Annotated in this window: 17 protein-coding genes; 13 read left to right on the top strand and 4 right to left on the bottom strand. The window is 40.0% G+C overall.

Annotated features, from left to right (window positions below):
- Position 1 precedes the first annotated feature (1 nt).
- The 4 genes from ACOAOT_RS11655 to ACOAOT_RS11640 all read left to right on the top strand — a co-directional run bounded on the left by ACOAOT_RS11655 (position 2) and on the right by ACOAOT_RS11640 (position 8,163).
- Positions 2-1,069: a rhamnose ABC transporter substrate-binding protein gene (locus ACOAOT_RS11655; protein ID WP_420217110.1), complete on the top strand. Its 1,068-nt coding sequence runs from the start codon at positions 2-4 to the stop codon at positions 1,067-1,069.
- Positions 1,070-1,277: 208 nt separating this feature from the next.
- Positions 1,278-1,889, top strand: a complete 612-nt coding sequence (locus ACOAOT_RS11650; protein WP_420217109.1) for an HTH domain-containing protein — start codon at positions 1,278-1,280, stop codon at positions 1,887-1,889.
- Between the two features lie 73 nt (positions 1,890-1,962).
- Positions 1,963-2,646, top strand: coding sequence for a flavin reductase family protein (locus ACOAOT_RS11645; protein WP_420217108.1), 684 nt, complete (start codon positions 1,963-1,965; stop codon positions 2,644-2,646).
- Positions 2,647-3,138: 492 nt separating this feature from the next.
- Positions 3,139-8,163: a DUF6531 domain-containing protein gene (locus ACOAOT_RS11640; RefSeq protein WP_420217107.1), complete on the top strand. Its 5,025-nt coding sequence runs from the start codon at positions 3,139-3,141 to the stop codon at positions 8,161-8,163.
- A 275-nt stretch (positions 8,164-8,438) separates the two neighbouring features.
- Here the strand turns inward: ACOAOT_RS11640 and ACOAOT_RS11635 are convergent, their stop codons facing one another.
- On the bottom strand, positions 8,439-9,605 hold the full coding sequence (locus ACOAOT_RS11635) for an IS110 family RNA-guided transposase (RefSeq protein ID WP_420215797.1): 1,167 nt from the start codon (positions 9,603-9,605) through the stop codon (positions 8,439-8,441).
- A gap of 523 nt (positions 9,606-10,128) precedes the next feature.
- On the opposite strand from ACOAOT_RS11635, the gene ACOAOT_RS11630 reads away from it, so the two are divergent.
- Positions 10,129-10,953 (top strand): hypothetical protein, encoded by an 825-nt coding sequence (locus ACOAOT_RS11630; RefSeq protein WP_420217106.1) that lies wholly within the window; start codon positions 10,129-10,131, stop codon positions 10,951-10,953.
- 113 nt (positions 10,954-11,066) lie between these two features.
- On the opposite strand, the gene ACOAOT_RS11625 is transcribed toward ACOAOT_RS11630, so the two are convergent.
- Both ACOAOT_RS11625 and ACOAOT_RS11620 read right to left on the bottom strand, forming a co-directional pair.
- Positions 11,067-11,381: an AzlD domain-containing protein gene (locus tag ACOAOT_RS11625; protein ID WP_420217105.1), complete on the bottom strand. Its 315-nt coding sequence runs from the start codon at positions 11,379-11,381 to the stop codon at positions 11,067-11,069.
- Complete coding sequence (locus ACOAOT_RS11620) at positions 11,374-12,096, bottom strand: AzlC family ABC transporter permease (protein ID WP_420217104.1); 723 nt, start codon at positions 12,094-12,096, stop codon at positions 11,374-11,376. Before ACOAOT_RS11620 ends, ACOAOT_RS11625 begins: the two co-directional genes overlap by 8 nt.
- Before the next feature lie 130 nt (positions 12,097-12,226).
- Between ACOAOT_RS11620 and ACOAOT_RS11615 the strand changes: the two genes are divergently transcribed.
- Both ACOAOT_RS11615 and ACOAOT_RS11610 read left to right on the top strand, forming a co-directional pair.
- Positions 12,227-13,102 (top strand): LysR family transcriptional regulator, encoded by an 876-nt coding sequence (locus ACOAOT_RS11615; protein ID WP_420217103.1) that lies wholly within the window; start codon positions 12,227-12,229, stop codon positions 13,100-13,102.
- 147 nt (positions 13,103-13,249) lie between these two features.
- Entirely contained in the window at positions 13,250-14,032 is a 783-nt protein-coding gene (locus ACOAOT_RS11610; RefSeq protein WP_420217102.1) for a CAP domain-containing protein, read from the top strand.
- Positions 14,033-14,099: 67 nt separating this feature from the next.
- Here ACOAOT_RS11610 and ACOAOT_RS11605 read toward each other — a convergent pair whose 3' ends face one another.
- Positions 14,100-14,987 (bottom strand): LysR family transcriptional regulator, encoded by an 888-nt coding sequence (locus ACOAOT_RS11605; protein WP_420217101.1) that lies wholly within the window; start codon positions 14,985-14,987, stop codon positions 14,100-14,102.
- Positions 14,988-15,177: 190 nt separating this feature from the next.
- Here ACOAOT_RS11605 and ACOAOT_RS11600 point away from each other — a divergent pair, with 190 nt between their 5' ends.
- Genes ACOAOT_RS11600 through ACOAOT_RS11575 form a run of 6 tightly spaced genes read left to right on the top strand, consistent with a single transcriptional unit; the run spans position 15,178 to position 21,026 of the window.
- Positions 15,178-16,209 carry a sulfate ABC transporter substrate-binding protein gene (locus ACOAOT_RS11600; protein ID WP_420217100.1) on the top strand — a complete coding sequence of 344 codons (1,032 nt, stop codon included), beginning with the start codon at positions 15,178-15,180 and terminating at the stop codon, positions 16,207-16,209.
- Between the two features lie 15 nt (positions 16,210-16,224).
- Positions 16,225-17,076: a sulfate ABC transporter permease subunit CysT gene (gene cysT / locus ACOAOT_RS11595; RefSeq protein WP_420217099.1), complete on the top strand. Its 852-nt coding sequence runs from the start codon at positions 16,225-16,227 to the stop codon at positions 17,074-17,076.
- Positions 17,077-17,088: 12 nt separating this feature from the next.
- On the top strand, positions 17,089-17,925 hold the full coding sequence (locus ACOAOT_RS11590) for a sulfate ABC transporter permease (RefSeq protein WP_420217098.1): 837 nt from the start codon (positions 17,089-17,091) through the stop codon (positions 17,923-17,925).
- Between the two features lie 20 nt (positions 17,926-17,945).
- Positions 17,946-19,010 (top strand): sulfate/molybdate ABC transporter ATP-binding protein, encoded by a 1,065-nt coding sequence (locus tag ACOAOT_RS11585; RefSeq protein WP_420217097.1) that lies wholly within the window; start codon positions 17,946-17,948, stop codon positions 19,008-19,010.
- Positions 19,011-19,045: 35 nt separating this feature from the next.
- Positions 19,046-20,734, top strand: coding sequence for an adenylyl-sulfate reductase subunit alpha (locus ACOAOT_RS11580; RefSeq protein WP_420217096.1), 1,689 nt, complete (start codon positions 19,046-19,048; stop codon positions 20,732-20,734).
- On the top strand, positions 20,715-21,026 hold the full coding sequence (locus tag ACOAOT_RS11575; protein WP_349670457.1) for a ferredoxin family protein: 312 nt from the start codon (positions 20,715-20,717) through the stop codon (positions 21,024-21,026). Before ACOAOT_RS11580 ends, ACOAOT_RS11575 begins: the two co-directional genes overlap by 20 nt.

The following is a 21,026-nucleotide window of genomic DNA, read 5'->3' as shown; positions in this document are numbered from 1 at the left end:
GATGAGAAAACAATTGGTTTGCGGAGCCCTGTGTGCGGCAATGGTGCTTGTAACTCTTACCGGCTGTTCGGGGAAAACAGAGACTGGGGGAAATCAGTCATCGGTGGCTCAGGACGGAGGGGGAAGTTCCTCTGGAAAGACGTATGCAGTCATCACAAAATCAGCAGGAAATCCCTACAATGAAAAGATTGCTCAGGGATTTCAAAAGGTTATTGAAGCGGAAGGAGGAACTTGTATTGTAAAGCATCCCGAGTCTGCTACGGCCGATGCGCAGGTTTCCGTTATCCAGTCGCTGATTTCCCAGGGTGTGGATTCCATCTGCATCGCTGGAAATGATGAAAATGCCCTCCAGGCGGCTTTAGAGGACGCAATGGCAGCAGGAATCAAGGTTTCCTGTCTGGATTCCAAGGTCAATAAAGACAGCAGGCAGACGTTTGTCAATCAGGCAGGAATCAAAGAAATCGGTCAGGCATTGATGGACGCGGTCTATGATATCTCCGGCGGTGAGGGAGATTGGGCCATTCTTTCCGCTACCTCTCAGGCTACCAATCAAAATGCATGGATTGAATCCATGAAAGAGGTTATGAAGGAAGAAAAGTATTCCAAACTCAATCTGGTTGAAGTGGCATATGGAGATGATGAACCTCAGAAATCAACAGATCAGACACAGGCTCTTTTATCTAAATATCCGGATTTAAAGGTGATCTGCGCTCCTACTACCGTGGGGATCAATGCAGCAGCCAAGGTCCTTCAGGACGAAAAATCAAAGGTAAAGCTGACCGGTCTTGGACTTCCTTCTGAAATGGCAGAATACATAGGGGATGATGAAGCACATTCCTGTCCATATATGTATCTGTGGAATCCTCTTGACGTAGGTTCTTTGGGAGCATATACCTCTATGGCTCTGGTAGAAGGAAAAATCACAGGAAAAGCTGGCGACAAGTTTAAGGCAGGAGAAATGGGAGATTACCAGGTAATAGAAGCATCCGACGGCGGTACAGAAATAATTCTCGGACCTCCGTTTAAATTCGACAGCTCTAATATTGCGGAATGGAAGTCTGTTTATTAGTATTGCCATAAAACCGGTTATCCCGTTTCTAAGAAGAGTTTTATAAGTAAGGCCAGAGGACATGGTGACATTGGGGGGGATGTTGCCATGTTTTATTATGTTCATATAAACAAAGCCATGCTGACTTGTCTTTGCCGAATTTAGAAAACTAACCTGTACAAGAGGTTAATTTCCCATTCTTATGTTATAGTGGGATAGGGGTGAGCATGTGAAAATAGATCGTTTAATCGGTATTATTACAATTCTTTTGCAGAAGGAGAAAACAACAATAGCTCAGTTGGCAGAGCGGTTTGAAGTTTCAGGCAGGACGATCCAGCGTGATATTGATCATATATGTAAAGCTGGAATCCCGATTGTGTCTATGCAGGGATATGGTGGGGGGCTTTCCATTGCCGAAGGGTATAAAATCAATCAGACAATACTGACACAAGAAGAACTGAGTGTAATTTTTATGGGACTCAAGAGCGTAGACAGCGTTTCAAAATATACTTATACTCAAAGTCTTATGGAGAAATTCGCTTATAAAAAGCGTGCTGTCCTTTCTTGCCATAATAGAATTATTATTGATTTAGCCACATTTTATCAAGTGAGCCTGATTGAAAAAATAGAGTTGATAAAACAGGCCATTAATAATAGGGAACCGGAATGTATAACATTTGATAATCAATCCGGCAAATTAATATTTGAAAACAATTTTACAAATCGTAATTACTTACTGCAATGGATACTAAGTTACGGCGATGCCGTAAAGGTCATAGAACCTCTTGATTTAATGGATGAAATTTGCCTGAATGCAAAAAAAAATATTAAATCAATATAAGTAATACGACATGCAGTTGTCGTATTATATTTGTTAATCTATAACTAGATCAAATAAAAGGGAGGAATTAAGTATGAAAAAGGAAATCTCTATTTTTGGAAGGCCGGAGAGTCTTTCTGGGTATGATACAAAGCAATACCTGGAAGCCTGCGGCAATTTGTCCTGGTATGATTTAGTGACAGCCATGCCGTCACTGGTATTCGTCGTTACAGGTTGGAAATCCAACGGTAAAGAAAACGCTTGTCTGCATTCCTGGTCATCCTTTGCGGGCAGCGGAGCTGATAACTTCATCTGTATCATGGGAAAAGTTGATAAAGGCGGGCATATGTATCAATCATTAAAAGAAACCCGGGTTTGCGTGTTGAATTTTCCTTCAAAAAACATTTATGACCGCTGTATTAAAACAATTGGTAATAATGAGTTTGAAACAGATGAAATCACCGCATCTGGTTTAACGGCAGAGAAAGCCTCAAAGGTTAATGCGCCGCGAATCAAAGAATGCTTTTTGAATATCGAATGCGAATTTCTATGGGAACATGAGCTTTTCGAGGGAAGCAAAGAAGTGGTAGTTGGGTTGAAAGCCATAAACATTTGTATGGATCGCGAACACTACGACCAAAGTGCGTTTGGAAGATACGGAAAAAACGGATATTTATATCAAATTGACCAGCCAACCAATCCAGAAACAGGAGAAACAACGCCAATAAATTACGGAACAGTGGAACCAGGCGCTCCCATTGAGTGGATTACGAAATAAACATTAGCATCAGGTGAGTTTTCTCTAAAAGAGGAGAGATGAGTACTACGTGATCAGAAAAACGTCAATGTAATCATCACTCTGTTTTACTATTGAAAAAGTAGCAATATAGTCTGAACATGAAGCCACCTGCTGGGATGAAAAAGCAGATACCAGCAGACGTGAATTTTGGAGTACAAAATTTGTAAGCCAAAAGTGACGTCTGTTTTTTGTGTGCCAAAATTATCCTGTTACCAGAGATTATGCCATTGAAAGCGAGTGAAAAACGGAAAACTCGAAATGCTATTGACCCATAACTATAATTTAGCCTATGTAAAATTACCAAAAATTACATGTAGCGAGTTAATTGTTACATCTAACAAAAATACGAAAATATTTAATGTATAATGTAATTATAGGTGATTTTAGGGATAGATCTTTTTAGATTTACACTTATATGATAGCAGCACCCAAATAAAATGTTGAACAAGGGAAAAGAGAGGAGAAAAAGTAATGAGTGATGCGGGTAAAATTAATTTTGGTCAGGGAGCGGGATCGCTGCTTAATCAGGCGCAAAAAGCAGCAGACAGTAAGGAGTATCTGGTGGAGGGAGTAAAGCTTTTCTGTGTGAACGGAAGCAATATTACCCAGCTTAAACTTCCAACCGGTCATGGATATACCAGCGGTGGAAAGAAAAAGGTGAACTGTAAGGATTGCAAGGCCTGTGAGAATATCCCGTACTTTGGAGAGTGCCGAAAGAATGAAAAGGACCACAAGTGCGAAGGTTTCATGGATCTGGTTGATAAATGGGAAAATACGGCAGTAGGAACCGGAAAGGCAGAAACCGTAGGGGGAGAAGAGGCTATCAGCATGAGCTCTGTCCTGCTCTGCAAAAAGGGAGGAGTTATTATTCCGGTGTCTTCAGGTCAGGGATATGACGGGAAGATAAACTGGGCTGCATTTTTAAAGCGTTACCAGAATGTATTCCGCTGGGTAGCAGGGAAGAATATGCTTTGTCAGGTTTATGGCAAAGATCCCATCAATATGAACACAGGAAATTATATTTATGAAAAAGAGGATCTTATCATAAATGGGAATATGCCGTTAAGTTTTCAACTGTTCTATAATGCTATGGATTGCGGAGACCAACAGGTACTTGGAGAAGGATGGAATCATAATTATGGGGTTCGTCTGATAAAAATCAAAGAGGAAGAACTGTTAGGAATCGTTCTGGAAGACGGCCGGGAACTGCCTTACTGCCGGAAGCTGGGGGATAGTTATGCTCCGGTTATGGGAGACGGAGAAATACTGAGCAAATCAGAAAACGGCTACCAGTTTGAACGGGAAAATGGCACTGTTTATGAGTTCGACCAGGAGGGGAAGCTATACAGTCAGAAAGACAGGATTGGAAACAAGCGTAAATTTACTTACAACAGTGACGGACTTTTAGAATGTGTGGATAATGGAACCGGAGGCAAGCTGAATTATACCTATAACAAGGAAAGGAAACTGATCTATGTAGAGGATCATACCGGAAGAAAGATCAGTCTGAGATACCAGTATGGGAAGCTACGGTGGTTTACCAATTCCATGGGATACACCTATACCTATGAATACAATGAGAATGGAAAGGTAAACGGAATTATTACTCCTCGTGATATACTGGGAGTGGAGAATGAATATGACGGAGTGGACAGGGTTAGAAAGCAGATCATGCCTGATGGGGGTGTGACAGAGTTCCGGTATGATGATGAAAATAGCCGCACCTACATGCTGGAGCAGAATGGGAATCTGGTTATTTATGAATGTGATAAACTGATGCGTAATGTCCGTACCATTTATGAGGATGGAGAAGAAATATTTGAATATAATGACAGGAATCAGAAAGTTCGTTATGTAGATAAAAGTGGAAATATTACTAGATACTCATATGATAATCGGAGTAACCTGACGCAAGTGATTGATGCCTTGGGTCAGAAGATTAACATGACATACGACAGCAATGGAAATTTGATTTCTATAAAGCAAGCAGATGGAACTTATATAAAAAGACATTACTATAAAAGAGGCAATTTAATAGAGTTAGTTGATGCAAATGAAAATTCTACAAAAATTGATTACAATGAAAAAGCAATGCCTAGTACAATTGTCTTACCAGATAGATCTGAAATTAGCATGAAATATGATGAAAAAGGAAATATGGTCTTATTGAGAGGTCCATTAGGTAATCAAATATCTTATGAATATGATGAATTAAATCGTATAATAAAGTATACAAATGCTAACGGTAATATAACCAGATACCGTTATGACTCAAAAGATAATATTTGCGAAATCGAGAATGCTTTAGGTAATAAACGTACGTTTTATTATGAAGGCGATCTGCTAACTAAAATAATTGATTATAATGGAGCGATAAATGAGTTTGTCTATAATAAGATGAACCGTGTAAGTCAATATATAAATGCCAATGGAGATATTTGGTTTTATGAATATGATCTAATGGGAAATTTAATTAAAGAAGTTAGACCAGATCAGGGGGTTGTCCAGTATAAATATAATAAATTGAATTTACTAGAATGCGTTATTAACCCATGCGGTGGAAAAATAAAATATAAATATGATCCCAATGGTAATATAATTGAATTTGTAAATGCAATAGGGGGGAAGTCACTATTTTCATACGATGCGCTTAACAGGCTTATAAGCGAAAAAGATGCAGATGGTAATTTGACTCAATATAGTTATAATAAGGTAGGAAAAATTAGTGAAATTATTGATGGACTTAATAGAATAGTAAAGTATGAGTATGATAACTGCGGTAATTTAATTAAGAAAATTGATTCATTGGGGAAAGAATCGCACTTCACATATAATAGTTTGAATATATTATCGGAGGTATCAAATTCGGTAGGAGAGAAAATTAATTTTAGCTACTATAGTGGTGGATTACTCGATAGAATTACATATTTAAATGGAAAAATCTTAAAATATAATTATGATTATGAAGAAAATATAATTGGTCTGGAGAATGAAAATGGATACAAGATAACATATGATTATGATAAATTGAACCAAGTTGTAAGGATAAATACAAATGAAGGAGCAGAAAATAACATCGCTTATGATGCAGTAGGTAACATTATTTCAATTATAGATGCTAATAGAAATAAAACAGAGTATAGATATTCCACTACTGGAGATATTGTTCAAGTAATAGATCCATCTGGAAATTCTACAAAATATTCTTATGATTATTATGGTAATATTACCGATATGCTGGTTTGTGAAAATAAAGATCTTAATCTGATGGAAATTGATCTTGAGGAAGCTATTAATATGAAATTGCATTTTAATAAATATGAGCGAAATCAAATGGGGCAAATCATAAAATCGATAAATGCATCAGGAGAATCAGATTTATTTGAATATGATAATGCGGGTAACTTAATAAGACGAAGGGACAGAGAGGGATATCAAACAAGATTATCTTATACAGGTGATGGGAACTTGCAATCCATAGTTTATGATGATGGACGGGAGATTAACTACACTTATAATCCTATAAAGCAATTAACAGAAGTTAAAGATTGGTTGGGAATCACAAAGTTGAACTATGATAATTTTGGAAGGCTAGAGTCTATTACTGATCATAAAGGCAGAAAAATAGGATATTGTTGGGATGATTTGGGACTGCAAAAAGCAATTAATTATCCCAATGGCGACTCTATAAATTATTACTATAACCAGAATAAAGAAATTATAAAGCTAGTGAGTCCAATGGGCAGTGTCCAATATAGTTATGATGAGAATGGTAGATTGGTTAAAAAAGATTATTCTAACAGAACAAATGCGCTTTATCAATACGATTCCCAGAACAGATTAACGAGTTTAAGTTATTACGATTCTAATGAGGTTTTAGATAAATATGAATATGATTATGATTTAAAAGGAAATAAAACAAAGGTGAAGAAGTATCGCAAAAATTTTCCAGAGGAAAGTGGAACATTTGTATATGGTTACGATGAGTTAGATAGGCTTGTAGATGTTACACAAGACAATAGGTCGATTTGTCTATATAAGTATGATTCTTATGGGAATGTTGTTTGTAAAGATGAAGCTGGAGTTGAGACCAGATATTTATATGATTCCACTAATAAACTTATCGAAGAAAGACAAGCAGAAAAAGTAAAGAAGTATACTTATGATCCACGAGGGAATCTATCAACAATAAAGGAGGGGCAAAACCTTGTGCAAACATATCTGTTTGGAACAACAAATAGACTAGAACAATGTTCAAACGCAGTCGGAAAAGCTATATATCAATATAATGGGTTAGGAATAAGGGTTGCTAAAACAGAAGAATCTAAAGCAAATAGTATAAAGCATATAGAGTATGTTACTGATCAGACAAAAATGTATAATAATTTGCTGCAAAAGATTGAAAACAATACTGTACATGAATATGTTTGGGATAAAGAGATTATGTTTGAAAAAACAGAATCAAGGGTGCTGAATTATTTGACGGATGAGTTGGGAAGTACGATACGCCAGTTTGAGCATAATGCAACGTGCGGAAATGTGACTTGCTATGGACCTTTTGGTAATGTTTTAAACAAAAAAGTAGGTTATCAGCAGGATTTTTGCTACAATGGTTTTATGGAAGACATTTATAGCAATACTTATTTTGCACAAGGAAGAGAGTATATGTCTCAACATGGTAGATTTATTAGTGAAGATCCGCTTCCCGGTATAAATTTATATCCATTAACTTGCAATAAATATATCTACTGCAATGATAATCCGGAAAATATAACGGATAAAACAGGGCTTATACCTATCATTGCTGCAGCTGCACTTATAGGAGGAGCTGCAGGTCTTATTGGACAAGGAATTTCTGATGCAGTTACTAGTGCATTGGATGGTGAAATTAAAATATCATCATGGCAAAGTTATGTTGGTGCATTTGTTGGCGGTGCAATAGGAGGGGCAGTTGCTTTACCAGCATTAAGTTGTGGACCTTTGGCTCCTTCTGTTATAGGTTTTGTAAGTGGATCATCATCATCTTTAACAACTGATATATTAACAAATGTAACAAATGGTGAAAAAGAGGATAAGATTGGAAGTGATATAGTTTTTGATGCAGTGGCATCTGGGGCAGTAGCTGGTTTAGTATCAAATCTAGGAGAGATTTTAGGATTAGATAAACTTATAAAAATCCCAGGCATTACAAAAGGCCGAGGTAATTATTATGCTATGTTTAAAGGATATATGACAAGATTTGCCAATGGTAACTTTTGTAATCTGAGTTACAAAACAGTATATAAAATGCTTATAGGAAAAATAACTTCTGATACTGGAGAAAACTTAATGGCCTCTGTAACAGATTACATAAAAGGAAAAACAGGTGCGATAGGTGATTTAGTAGAGGGGAAACACCAAGAGTTAGTGCAATGGGGCGCAAACAAACTTTCTGAGTTTTATAATGCTTATTTTAGACAAATTTATGGTACATCTTATCCTGGTTGCATTCAATGATAGAGTAAAGCCTATAGCTTTTTATACTGTTATTTTAGTATAAAAAGAATCTCTAGCTACAATATAAAATAGTATAATTAAAAAATATTTAGGTTTAAGTAAGTTAAATGAAATAATGTACACGAATTTATATAGATATTGGAGACCAGCTATGAAAAGTCAAGCATAAATCAGCAAAAAATTTCTTTTTCGTATCAAAGGTAAAATAGGGTAACTTTAATAAAGCTCCCTGAGGGTGCTTTTTCAAAATCTATCGATATTGGTATACAGACCTCTTATTCGAGGTTAAATTCAACTTCGTCAGTAAGCATCTTCCAGATGATTCTGACTAACTTGCCGGAACAGTGCCCAAGGGCATTATAGTGAGTTCGGCCTTCTGCCCTCTTGGCATCATAATAAGCCTTGAAGGTGTCGTTGTTTCTTACAACGTTCCAAGCTGCATTTACTAGGGCATATCGCAGTACACGAGAGCCACGTTTGGACATACGAGTTCGTTTAGCCTGAAAATTACCAGACTGATATACGGACGGATCTAAACCAGCAAAAGCAAGCAGCTTGTTAGGACTTAAGAAACGGTGAATATCACCTATTTCACCAAGAATCATTCCGCCATTTATGTATCCGATACCAGGAATGGTCATGATGACTGATTCATTGAAATTCATGATGTCCGTCATTTCTGCTTCAATCTTATTTAATTGGCTATCCAGTAACTCGATTTGTTGAATGGTCTGGGTTATCTGAATAGATATAGCGCTGTCGTTTGCACCGACAGACTTCTGTGCCAGAACTCTTAATTCTTTGGCCTGCTCCTTTGTAAAGTGACCATGAGACTTCACTTTGAGCAGATTTGCCAGATGAGTCATATGCATGGAAGCAATCTCGTTAGGAGAAGGTGCTTCATTAAGAAGGGCATAGACAGCATTCTGATGCAGACCGGATTTAAAGAAGTATTGCAATTCGGGGAAGACCTGATCAACATAGGTCGTCAGTTGGATTTTAAGGCGGGTTCGCTGTTTTATCGTTTTCTGGCGAAAGCGCCCAAGAGCTTTTAAGTCCATCAGATCAAGATCATAGAAGCTGACGAACCGTAAGGAATCCTGCATCATTAGAGTTTTAGCAATAACGTAAGTGTCGACCTTATCTGTCTTAGTTTTGCGAATGTTGTTCTTTCGCATCTGAGACGTCTTAATAGGGTTGAGAACACACACTCTGTAAAGACTGGCAACAAGGTATCGAACAAGGTTGTCACCGTAGTGTGCCGTCGACTCAAGACCGATGATGGTGCTGTCCTTATCGAATGATTCGATTTTGGAAATCAGCAGTTGGAAGCCATCAGCGTCATTTGTGAATTTGAACGGCTCAATGAGTATCTCGCCCTCCGAAGAAACGGCAGCGGCGAAATGGTTAAGTTTGGCAATATCAATACCAACGTAAATCATGAGGTTGTACCTCCCTTTCGTAAGATCTGATACCGTGATATCCACCAGCGATTATCATCGTAGACTTGATTGAAATAAGTACTCATTGGAACAAAGTGCTCCGGTACATCCAGCATATAAACAATTCAGATAAAGGTAGCGGCAATACACTCCAGTTGAGTAGTCAAAGCTACAGGAAAAAATCAAAAGTCCACAGTATCTGAATGTATTATAACCACGATATTAAAAAGAAAGGAACGTGTGATAATTAACTTCCTAATTATCATACAAGGATATAATGAATAATTCGGATATTTTGTATTTCTATTTTAATATAATATTTGATTGCATTGTAGTTTTTATCTTTTTTTATTTCGTTATAAGAAAGAAAAAAATATCAGATTACTTTGTATCTAAGAATAAAAGATGGACAAAAGGAGGAAAAAAACAAATTTACTTTGAAATAGTTTTTAGAACGTGTATGCTTTTTATTGTAGTATTTCTTATTAAATCCCTTATGCCATATTTTAAGGATATTCAATATATGAGAAATAAGGAATTTAAGACAGTAACAGGTATATCAAAATATGGCGATGATAGACGAAATGACACAATTAGAAAGAGATATCTACAAATAATAGAAAATGGCACCAACAAAAAAATTCATGTAATAATACTTGATAAATATGTGAAAGCAGGGGAAATTTTAACTGTAGTCTATCTACCTAATTCTGGTTTTGGAAGCAGGGTACAAAAGGAGGAAAATAGATATAAAACCAGTCGGCAAAATTTAACTGTAAGTGTACCCAAGCTAAATTCGAAAGAGAACTTTCTGAACTGGGTAGCACCAATTTTGACCTCTTTATTAGGAGTAATAATCTTAATTACAATAATTAATGTATGGGTTAAGTCACTCCGTAAGCAAAAAAATAAAAATTATAATAAAAATAATATTGTCACAATGCCTGTTGCATTTAAAAATATAGGTATATTTTGCTTAGGAACTGCTATAGCTATAAATTTGTTTTTTGGGTTAGGACATGCTTCAAAGATGCACTTCGTAATGATTGGAATACCAATACTTTTGATAAGTCTTTTGTGGATATATCTAATGAATCGTTGGAAAATCATCATAAACTCCAATAATATTATTATAATACGGTCTTTTAGATCTAAACGCATAGTGCCTTTTAACTCTGTAGAAAAAATGGTCTTAAAAACTGATTACATAATTGAAACAGAGATTTCTGAAAAAATAGATATATATGTGGATGGGAAAAAAATAATAGATTTAGCTGAATATTACGAGGGATACCAATATTTGAAAGAAGCATTAATAAAAAATAATGTCAAAATAGAACAGGAGTAAATTTAAAAGAATAAGTAATGAGTTTTAAAAGTAATAAGAATATGTGAAGCATATAGCAGAGAGGGACGGTTCAGCATCAATAACCCCCCCACATTTTTGTATGCCGTCTATTGCTATTTAATTCCTAGCAGTAATTCCATTATCAATACAACCCCGCAAGCCGTCAATGATACAAAAATCAACGACTTCCCCCTATAAGCCATAATCACAGCCGCCGCCAATGCTGCCGCTGCAGACCAGATACTCCTGGTAGCTGACAAAATTGCCGGAAACGTCATCACGGACAAGGTTACATAAGGAACGTAGAAGAGAAAAGACCGTACCCATGTATTTTTTATATCCCGCCGGACCAGAGTCAGAGGAAGTACTCGGATGGCGTAAGTCACAATTGCCATTACCAAAATGTATACATAGATACGGTCATTCATAACAATCCTCCTCGTTGGTTGGAAATGGAAATAAAAATGCAGCGGCTCCTGCAATTACGACTGTCAAAAGAATGAGCCTCATACCAGAAGAAATCATACGCAGCCATGGTAGCCAGGAAAACAGGAAACTGAGAATCATGGAAGCAGCTACCACCCACGCCAAAGTCCGGTTATCCCTTGCCGGCGGTACAATAATCGCCACAAACATGCCATATAACCCCACACTTAATGCACTAATAATCCGGTCTGGAAGCAGGCTTCCGGACACTGCACCGAAAGCAGTTCCAAGTGTCCAGCCAGGTACAGCTGCAGATAGAAGTCCATAACAGTACAGTGGATCTATTTTTCCGGATTTGCACACTGAAACACCAAAAACTTCATCTGTTACGCCGTATCCAATAAGAAGACGATGGATAAAAGGAGTATCTTCTTTAAATTTCTGGGACAGGGAACAGGACATTAAGCTATACCTTAAATTGATCACAAACTGGGCAAGTGCCAGTTCTCCAAGGGATGCCCCTGCTTTAATAATCCCAAGTCCGGCAAACTGTCCTGCTGAGGTTAAGTTAGTAAGTGACATCACGATGGCCTGCCATGGTGTAAGACCCGTGTTAGCCGCCATAATGCCAAAGGTAAAGGATACTGCAAAATACCCAAGCCCAATTGGAATCCCGTCCTTTATTCCGGTAGTATATTGTAAGCTGCGCTGATTCATAAAAATCCTCCGTAAAATGGCCAGTAGCCCTTTGGTAAACTAAGAAAAATATACCACGGTTCTTTACATCAGTAAAACAAATGTTTATAATGGAAACATTAGGAAAACTGATGGATAAGGGGGCAGATGAATGAACCGGTACCGGGCAGTGGTTAAAATTGCGGAATGCGGGGGATTTACAAAAGCGGCAAGGGAGCTGGGTTATACACAGTCTGCTGTCAGTCAGATGGTTCAGTCTCTTGAAGAGGAACTTGATACGGTCCTTTTTGTACGGTCAAAAAAAGGTGTAACACTGACTCCGGACGGTGCAGAACTTATGCCTTACATAAAAAACATCTGCCATGCATACAGGGAATTGATGGAAAAACGAAGTGAGATAGAAGGGATTCAGAATGCATCCATCCGTATTGGAACATTTGCCAGTGTATCCTGTCACTGGCTTCCGGGACTGATGAAAGGATTCAAAGAAAAATATCCCTCTGTCAGCTTTCAGCTTTATCAGGGAGACTACACGGCAATCGAGGAGCTGGTGAAGGAAGGGAGCGTGGACTTTGGTTTCGTTAATCCCCAGGCAGTAACGGATCAGGAACTGAAAACCATTCCCTTAAAAAAAGATCCCATGCTTGCAGTTCTTCCTATCAACCATCCCCTGGCGGCGAAAGATAATATTCTTATTGAGGAATTGGCGCAGGAGCCATTTATATTGCTGGAAGAGGGAAGTTTAAATGAGCCTATGGAATATTTCCAGCAGCATGGAATCAAGCCCAACATTCAATATATTGTTCATGATGATTATACAATTATGGCGATGATTGAAAAAGGACTTGGTGTGGGCATTCTTTCCCAATTAATTTTAAACAGGGTGGATTATAAAAATGCTGTAAGAAATATGGAACCAACCCTAAGCAGAACCATTGGAGTTGTATTTAAGGATCAGAGGATTTTACCTGCTGCAAGCAGGCATTTTCTGGATTATTTAACAGATGCATACAAAGAATTGGAATGAGTATGGAAAATACCTTTTTCCGGTTCTGGATATCTGGAAAAATAATTACCATGTATTACCACTGGAAAAATGGAAGTGAGAGTGCTATCATATTCTTGTAACACAAATGTAATAAATTTGTAACAAACCCAAAAGGAGGAAATAACATTGAAGAAACTAAAGGCAATTGGATTGATTACGTTAACCTTAACAAGCATGCTTCCATTAACAGCAAACGCAGCGGTGAATAACTCATACAGACAGTGCTATGGCGGAAGAAACGTGACTGCAATTTATGGCTCCTGCAATGCCAGTGATTTAAAGGCGAAGCTTCAGCAGCTTGGGATCAACTCAAATAATTTTGACTGGTCAAGTTTAATCAACGGCAATGGTAATAATAATGGAAATTGCAACAATGGTAACGGAAGCAATACCAATAATGGAAATACAAACAACGGTAATACCAATAACGGTAATACCAATAACGGTAATACCAACAATGGCAATACCAACAATGGTAATACCAACAACGGTAACACAAACAATGGCAACACAAACAACGGTTCCACTACCAACAAGACCTACACTCAGCAGGTTGTTGATCTGGTAAATGCAGAAAGAGCAAAAGCTGGACTTGCACCTCTTACCATTGATGCTAACGTAGAAAAAGCAGCTAATGTTAGAGCCAATGAAATTCAGTCTTCTTTCGAGCATGTACGTCCTAACGGCAGCTCCTTCTCCACTGCATTAAAAGAGCAGAGCGTTAACTTCCAGGGCGCAGGTGAGAACATTGCCTGGGGACAGAAAACACCAGAAGAAGTTATGAATGCCTGGATGAACAGTGCCGGACACCGTGCTAACATCTTAAATAAGAACTTTACACATATCGGTGTTGGTAATTTACAAAACAGTGCAGGTACACAGTACTGGGTACAGTTGTTTACATACTAATAAAATAAGTCCTCACCGGACTCCATACATTAGGCTCCCCTCCAGACTTTCGGTTTGGGGGAGTTTTTTAATTTGCGGATAGAAATTTACTTTTTACCAGCTCCATAAAACGCAGCATTTCCGGGTTTAAATATTTATTCTGATGATAAATTATCTGGTATTCCCGCTTCAGTTCAATCCCCTTAAGGGCCAGGGCAAGAAGTGTTCCTTTTTCTAAGTATTCAGCCACCTGGCGTTCCGGCAGTATGGCGATTCCAAGATTGGTATGAACTCCCAATATGATTGCTTCATTGCTGGTGCTCTCAAGGACAGGGCGGAGAACGAAATCAAGGAGGTGAAAGGCAGCTTCAGCCAGCTTTCTGGTCTGACTTCCATTTTCTCTCAAAAGAAAACGTTCTTCTCTTAATTCCTCCAGTGTAACGTTCTCCTTTTTGGCAAAGGAGTGAGAAGGGCTGCACACCAGCACTAACTGTTCTTTGGCAAATGGTTCCGTCAGAATTTTATCCGAGCTGCTGACTCCTTCTGTGAGAGCCAGATCCAGCTGGTTTTCCAGAATGGCAGCTTCTATTTTTTCTGAGGTGTCAACTTTTAAGTAAGGCATGGGAATCTGATTGTCTTTTGTGAAACAATGAATGAGTTCAGGCATCAGGCAGGCTCCGATGGTGCTTGAAAATCCGATGCGCAGCGGGGTGGTTTGATTCTGCTTTTTAAATTCCAGATCCATTTCCAGATAAAGAGAGGTAATGTGAGACGCGAATTCGTACAGATGACGGGCTGCGCTGGTTTTTTGAATGCCCCTTCCAACCCGCTCAAATAACTGGATGGAATACTCATTTTCCAGTTCCCGGATTGCAAGGCTTACGGCAGGCTGACTGATATTCAGCTTATTAGCGGCAGCAGTAATGCTTTCTTCCTTATAGACGGTGACAAAGATCATCAAGGTTTTAATGGACATGACTTCCTCCTGACTAATATCATATTTACATACTGGTAATATATGATATATAAGTAAAAAAATATGGTTCTAGGGGAATAGATAAGGAAATTCTACCATATAGATAAAGAAAAAACAATAACATACTTTACAAATATGTAAATGGGGATTAAACTTCCAGATAACACACGGAGCATGCGGAGGTTCATGAATGAGAAAACGAGGAAAAAAGCGGGCAGCAGCCCTTGTGCTGATGATAATGGCAGCAGGAATACTGGCAGGATGTGCAAAGCAGACGGATTCCGGAAAAGACGGAACACTTACAATTACCAACGTTTCTTACGATCCCACCAGAGAGTTTTATCAGGAGTACAACAAAATCTTTGAAGACTATTACAGGGACACCTATAAAAACGGAATAACTGTGGTCCAGTCCCACGGAGGATCAGGGGGCCAGGCACGTTCCGTCATTGAAGGAGCAAAAGCGGATGTGGTGACTCTGGCTCTGGCTCATGATATTACCATGATTGAAAAGTCTGGTCTGATCGATTCCGGGTGGATTAAGGAATTTGAGGGTAATTCATCACCTTATACTTCAGCAATCGTATTTCTGGTGAGAAAGGGAAATGAAAAAAACATAAAAGACTGGTCTGATTTAATCAAACCAGGTGTTGAGGTTATTACCCCGGATCCCAAGAGCAGCGGCGGTGCCTGCTGGAATTTTCTGGCTGCATGGCAGTATGCAAAGGTCTCATATCAGGGAGATGAGGAGAAGATGAAAGCCTTTGTGGCAGACCTTTATAAAAATGTTTCTGTCATGGATTCAGGAGCCAGAGGAGCCACCACCACATTTGTGGAAAATGGGCAGGGAGATGTGCTGATTGCCTGGGAGAACGAGGCTATCAATACCGTGAAAGAATACCCGGATCAGTATGAAATCATCACCCCCAGTATCAGTATTCTTGCAGAACCCAGTGTGGCGGTAGTGGATGAAAACGCCCGCAAAGACGGAACAGAGAAAGCCTCAGAGGAATACTTAAAATACCTTTATTCCGATAAAGCCCAGAGGCTGATCGGGGAATATGGATACAGACCCTCAAATAAAAAGATTTTATCTGAATTCTCTGGAAAATTTGATCTTAATGTAAATCTTTGCACCATTGACGATTTTGGCGGCTGGGATGCTGCTTATGAGACCTTTTTTGCAGACGGAGGAATCTTTGATGAGATTTACGATAATTAGAGGGAGGAACCACACATGACGAAACAGTTAGTTCGGGCAGGAAAAAGCCAGCGTGTCATACCAGGATTCGGACTGAGTATGGGGATCACTCTTTTCATGCTTTCGGTGATTATACTCATTCCCCTTGCTTCAGTCCTGGTATATTCCTTCCAGTTATCACCCCGGGAATTTATAGAACTGATTACAAAGACCAATGTGGTAAATGCGTTTAAGACCAGCTTGCTATGTTCCTTTTTTGCCGCATTAGTCAACAGTGTGTTCGGTCTGATTCTCGCCTGGGTCCTTGTCCGGTATGAGTTTCCCGGCAAACGGATTATGGACGGAATCATCGAACTTCCCTTTGCCCTTCCCACTGCAGTAGCAGGAATTACACTGTCTAAGCTGTACTCCGATACCGGGGTTATGGGCGGATTCCTTGGACTGTTGGGAATAAAAGCGTCATATACCAAGGTCGGGCTGACCATTGCCCTGATTTTTATCGGAATCCCATTTGTAGTCCGGTCCATTCAGCCGGTTCTTGAGACACTTGATCCACGGTATGAAGAGGCAGCAGCAATTCTTGGAGCCGGGAAGTTCCACACCTTTCGAAAGGTGATTCTGCCGGAGCTTGGACCTGCACTTTTAACTGGGTTTGGTCTTGCCTTTGCAAGAGGGGTGGGGGAATACGGCAGCGTGATCTACATATCAGGCAACAATGCCAGAAATCAGACACAGGTGGTTTCCTATGTGATCATGCAGAAACTCAATTATGTGGATTATCCAGGTGCAACGGCAATCGCTCTTGTGATGCTTTTTTTATCCTTTCTGGTTTTACTGTTAGTAAATATGGTTCAGGTACATCAGGCGAAACGTACCAGCTGCTTATAGGAGGGAACATGTATGAAGATAAAAAGTAAGTGGATTCTCATAGGAATCAGTGGGGTATTTCTTTTTTTCATGCTGGTTCTGCCTCTGACCTCCGTAATTATTAATTCTCTGAAAGAGGGAATAGGCTTTTACTTTCAATCATTGGCTACCCCTACTGTAAAATCGGCGTTTGGTGTTACTGTGCTGGCAGCTGTGATTGCGGTCGTCGTCAATACCATTTTCGGAATTGCAGCAGCATGGCTGATCACCAGATTTTCTTTTAAAGGAAAACAGATTCTCTCAGCAGTCATTGACATTCCATTTTCCATTTCTCCAGTCATTGCAGGGCTTGCTTTTTTAATGACATTTGGAAGAATGGGCTGGGCAGGTGGTCTGATTGCCAGATTAAATGAGGCTCTTGGAACGAATATTCAGATCGTATTTGCCGTTCCAGGAGTGGTGCTTGCCACTGTATTTGTCACATTTCCATTTGTATCAAGGGAGATTATACCGGTACTTCTGTCTGTAGGAAAAGAAGAGGAAGAGGCGGCGGCACTTATGGGGGCAGATGGCTTTACCATATTCCGGAAAATAACCTTTCCTCATATCCGCTGGGCCCTTCTTTATGGGGTAATTCTCTGTACGGCAAGAGCACTTGGTGAGTTTGGTGCTGTCCATGCCTTGTCAAAAACCAGAGGGGAGACGTTTACCCTTCCTCTGGAAATCGATGCCCTCTATCTTTCCAATTCATCGGAGTCCATTACTTCGGCATTTGCTGTTTCTTCCATTCTGGTTCTTATGGCAGTAGCAGTGCTGATCATACGAAACATAGCAGAGCATCAGGCAAAAAAGAATGAGGAAAACCATTAACGTGAAGTCAGGAGGGTCTTATGTACATAGAAATGAGAAATATTGAGAAATCATACGGAGATTTTAAGGCTTCCAAAGAGGTGAATTTTGGACTGGAAAAAGGAACACTGGCAGCCCTTCTTGGACCTAGCGGAAGCGGGAAAACAACAATTCTGCGGATGATTGCCGGTTTTGAAACACCGGATACCGGTGATATCATGATCGGTGAGAAACGAGTCAATGATCTTCCTGCTGCAGACAGAGGAATCGGTTTTGTATTTCAAAATTATGCACTGTTTCGGTATATGACGGTCTATGAAAATATCGCTTTTGGTCTGGAAGTGAAAAAGATTAATAAAAAGCTGATAAAAGAGCGTGTCATGGAACTGCTTTCCTTAACCGGACTGGAGGGGCTAGAAAAACGCTATCCCAATCAGCTCTCCGGCGGACAGCGTCAGAGGGTTGCATTTGCCAGAGCACTGGCGCCAAGCCCGGGGCTATTGCTCCTTGATGAGCCATTTGCGGCGATTGATGCAAAGGTACGACAGGAACTTCGCAGCTGGCTAAAGGAGATGATTCATAAGGTGGGGATTACCAGCATTTTTGTCACCCACGATCAGGATGAGGCGGTGGAAGTAGCAGATGAAATCATTGTCACCAATCAGGGGAGAATCGAACAGATTGCAAATCCGTTTGAGATCTATAAAAATCCGGCAACTCCTTTCGTCGCTGAGTTTATCGGGCAGTCCGCCAGAATGGATGGATATCATAAGCTGAAGGGATTTGAAAAGGGTAATTTTAAAGGGGCAATCATACGGCCGGAGTTTGTGGAAGCATTTAAAAGTGACAATCTGAAATTTCAGGATGTGATGAGATGTTCGGAAGAGGGAATCATCGAAGATATTTCATTCCGCGGAAATTATCTGGAGGTTCGTCTGAATGTAAACGGGGTTTCCTTAACAACCCGCAGATCCTTAGAAAGGCGTCCTGTTTCCGTTGGAGAAAAGATGCATGTGATTGTTTACCGGATTTATGCTTACGATGACAAGAAAGCGTATCTGCTGGAAAATTCACTGTTAAACGGAGCCAATATTGTCACATTCTGACGTTAGAAAATAAAGATCTTACAGAGGAGTCAAAAATGAGTATAAGGTTAAAACGGGAAGTTATGACGGCGGATGTCCTGATTATAGGGGGAGGGACGGCTGGCTGTTATGCGGCGCTGACTCTTTCAAAGCATTCTGATTTAAAGGTTATCGTTGCCGAAAAAGCTGGGATCCGAAGGAGCGGTTGTTTGGCAGCAGGAGTAAATGCCATTAATGCCTACATTACTGACGGGCAGACCCCTGAGGATTATGTGGACTATGCAATGAAAGATGCGGCGGGCATAGCCAGAGAAGATCTTCTGTTAACGGCAGCCAGGAGATTTAATAAAGTGACAGCCGATTTAGAACGGCTGGGGCTTGTGATTCTAAAGGATGAAACGGGTAATTATGTGACCAGAGGAAAACGCAATATTAAGATTAATGGAGAAAATATAAAGCCCATTCTTGCCGATGCCGTATTGCAGGTACCAAATGTCACGGTTTTAGAGCACGTAAATATGACCGATCTTCTTGTAACTGACAATGAAGTAAAAGGAGCGGTAGGGTTTCATATGGAAGATACCACCGCTTATGAGATCCGGGCAGCTGCCGTTATTGTGACTACCGGAGGTGCGGCTGGGCTTTATAAACCCAATAATCCGGGTTTTTCCCGCCATAAGATGTGGTATCCTCCCTTTAATACAGGTGCAGGTTATGCCATGGGAATTAAGGCGGGTGCAGAAATGACCTCCTTTGAAATGCGGTTTATTGCACTCCGCTGTAAGGATACCATAGCACCTACCGGAACCATCGCTCAGGGAGTCAGGGCTAAACAGATCAATTCAAAAGGTGAGATTTACGAAGAAAAATATGGAATCACCACCAGTGAACGGGTCTATGGAACTGTAAGGGAGAATCAGCTGGGTAATGGTCCCTGCTATCTTCACACAGAGGGAATTGACAAAGATACAGAGGAGGATTTGCTGAAAGCGTACTTAAATATGGCTCCCAGCCAGACTCTCCGGTGGCTGCAAAGCGACAGGACCCCTGGAAAAGAGGATGTGGAAATAACCGGAACCGAGCCTTATATCGTTGGAGGGCACACTGCAAGCGGTTACTGGATTAATACCAACAGGGAAACCACTGTAACTGGCCTGTATGCAGCAGGTGATGTAGCAGGCGGCTGTCCTCAGAAGTATGTGACAGGCGCTCTGGCAGAAGGGGAAATCGCAGCACTTGATATTATTAAAAAAGGCCGGAAAATGGATTCTTCCTATGAGGCTTTATCCTTTGCTGAGGAAACCTTCCGGGAGTATGAACGCATTTTAAATGGCTCAGAGGCTGTTTTTACAGCAGAGGAACTGGAAGAAGCCATGCAGAAGGTGATGGATGAGTACGCAGGAGGGATTTCGGTCAATTATCAGTATAATGAAAAGCAGCTGAAGCTTGGGGAAGAAAAAATACTGGAACTCACGAAGCTGACCAGATATTTAAATGCCTCTGACATGCATGAGCTGATGTTTGTCTATGAGCTGCTGGAACGCCTGGTTGTATGCCGGTCAGTGATTGCCCATTTAGGTTTCAGAAAGGAGACCAGGTGGCACTCCTTCCAGGAAAACCTGGATTTTCCCAGGTCAGATGAGGCTTATCATAAATTTGTTAACTCCACGATGAAAGACGGAACGCTGGTTTTAAAGCTCCGTGACATAGGAAAGGAGACCGGTTATGAGCATACGGATATCTAAAGAAGCATGTGTGGGTTGTCTGGCATGCACCAGAGTGTGTCCGGGGAGTCTGATTAAGGAAAAGGACGGGAAAGCATTTATAAAATATTCCAGAGACTGCTGGGGATGCGCTTCCTGTGTAAAGGAGTGTGGGTTTGGAGCCATTGATTTTTACTTAGGAGCTGATATGGGAGGAAATGGTACTGTGATGAACGTTTCAGAACATGGTGATCTCCTTCTTTGGAAAGTCACAAGACCCGATGGTACCGTCCGCATCATTGAGGTAAACGGTAAGAATTCGAATAAGTATTAG

The sequence above is a fragment of the Lacrimispora struthionigena genome (assembly GCF_048627165.1).
Classification (GTDB): Bacteria; Bacillota; Clostridia; order Lachnospirales; family Lachnospiraceae; genus Lacrimispora.
This window is presented reverse-complemented; position numbering and strand designations above follow the sequence as displayed.

Coding starts and splice junctions, on each gene's coding strand:
- ACOAOT_RS11655 (WP_420217110.1), top strand. CDS start 2: ATGAGAAAACAATTGGTTTGCGGAGCCCTGTGTGCGGCAATGGTGCTT.
- ACOAOT_RS11645 (WP_420217108.1), top strand. CDS start 1,963: ATGAAAAAGGAAATCTCTATTTTTGGAAGGCCGGAGAGTCTTTCTGGG.
- ACOAOT_RS11640 (WP_420217107.1), top strand. CDS start 3,139: ATGAGTGATGCGGGTAAAATTAATTTTGGTCAGGGAGCGGGATCGCTG.
- ACOAOT_RS11635 (WP_420215797.1), bottom strand. CDS start 9,605: ATGATTTACGTTGGTATTGATATTGCCAAACTTAACCATTTCGCCGCT.
- ACOAOT_RS11630 (WP_420217106.1), top strand. CDS start 10,129: ATGAGAAATAAGGAATTTAAGACAGTAACAGGTATATCAAAATATGGC.
- ACOAOT_RS11625 (WP_420217105.1), bottom strand. CDS start 11,381: ATGAATGACCGTATCTATGTATACATTTTGGTAATGGCAATTGTGACT.
- ACOAOT_RS11620 (WP_420217104.1), bottom strand. CDS start 12,096: ATGAATCAGCGCAGCTTACAATATACTACCGGAATAAAGGACGGGATT.
- ACOAOT_RS11615 (WP_420217103.1), top strand. CDS start 12,227: ATGAACCGGTACCGGGCAGTGGTTAAAATTGCGGAATGCGGGGGATTT.
- ACOAOT_RS11605 (WP_420217101.1), bottom strand. CDS start 14,987: ATGTCCATTAAAACCTTGATGATCTTTGTCACCGTCTATAAGGAAGAA.
- ACOAOT_RS11600 (WP_420217100.1), top strand. CDS start 15,178: ATGAGAAAACGAGGAAAAAAGCGGGCAGCAGCCCTTGTGCTGATGATA.
- cysT (WP_420217099.1), top strand. CDS start 16,225: ATGACGAAACAGTTAGTTCGGGCAGGAAAAAGCCAGCGTGTCATACCA.
- ACOAOT_RS11590 (WP_420217098.1), top strand. CDS start 17,089: ATGAAGATAAAAAGTAAGTGGATTCTCATAGGAATCAGTGGGGTATTT.
- ACOAOT_RS11585 (WP_420217097.1), top strand. CDS start 17,946: ATGTACATAGAAATGAGAAATATTGAGAAATCATACGGAGATTTTAAG.
- ACOAOT_RS11580 (WP_420217096.1), top strand. CDS start 19,046: ATGAGTATAAGGTTAAAACGGGAAGTTATGACGGCGGATGTCCTGATT.
- ACOAOT_RS11575 (WP_349670457.1), top strand. CDS start 20,715: ATGAGCATACGGATATCTAAAGAAGCATGTGTGGGTTGTCTGGCATGC.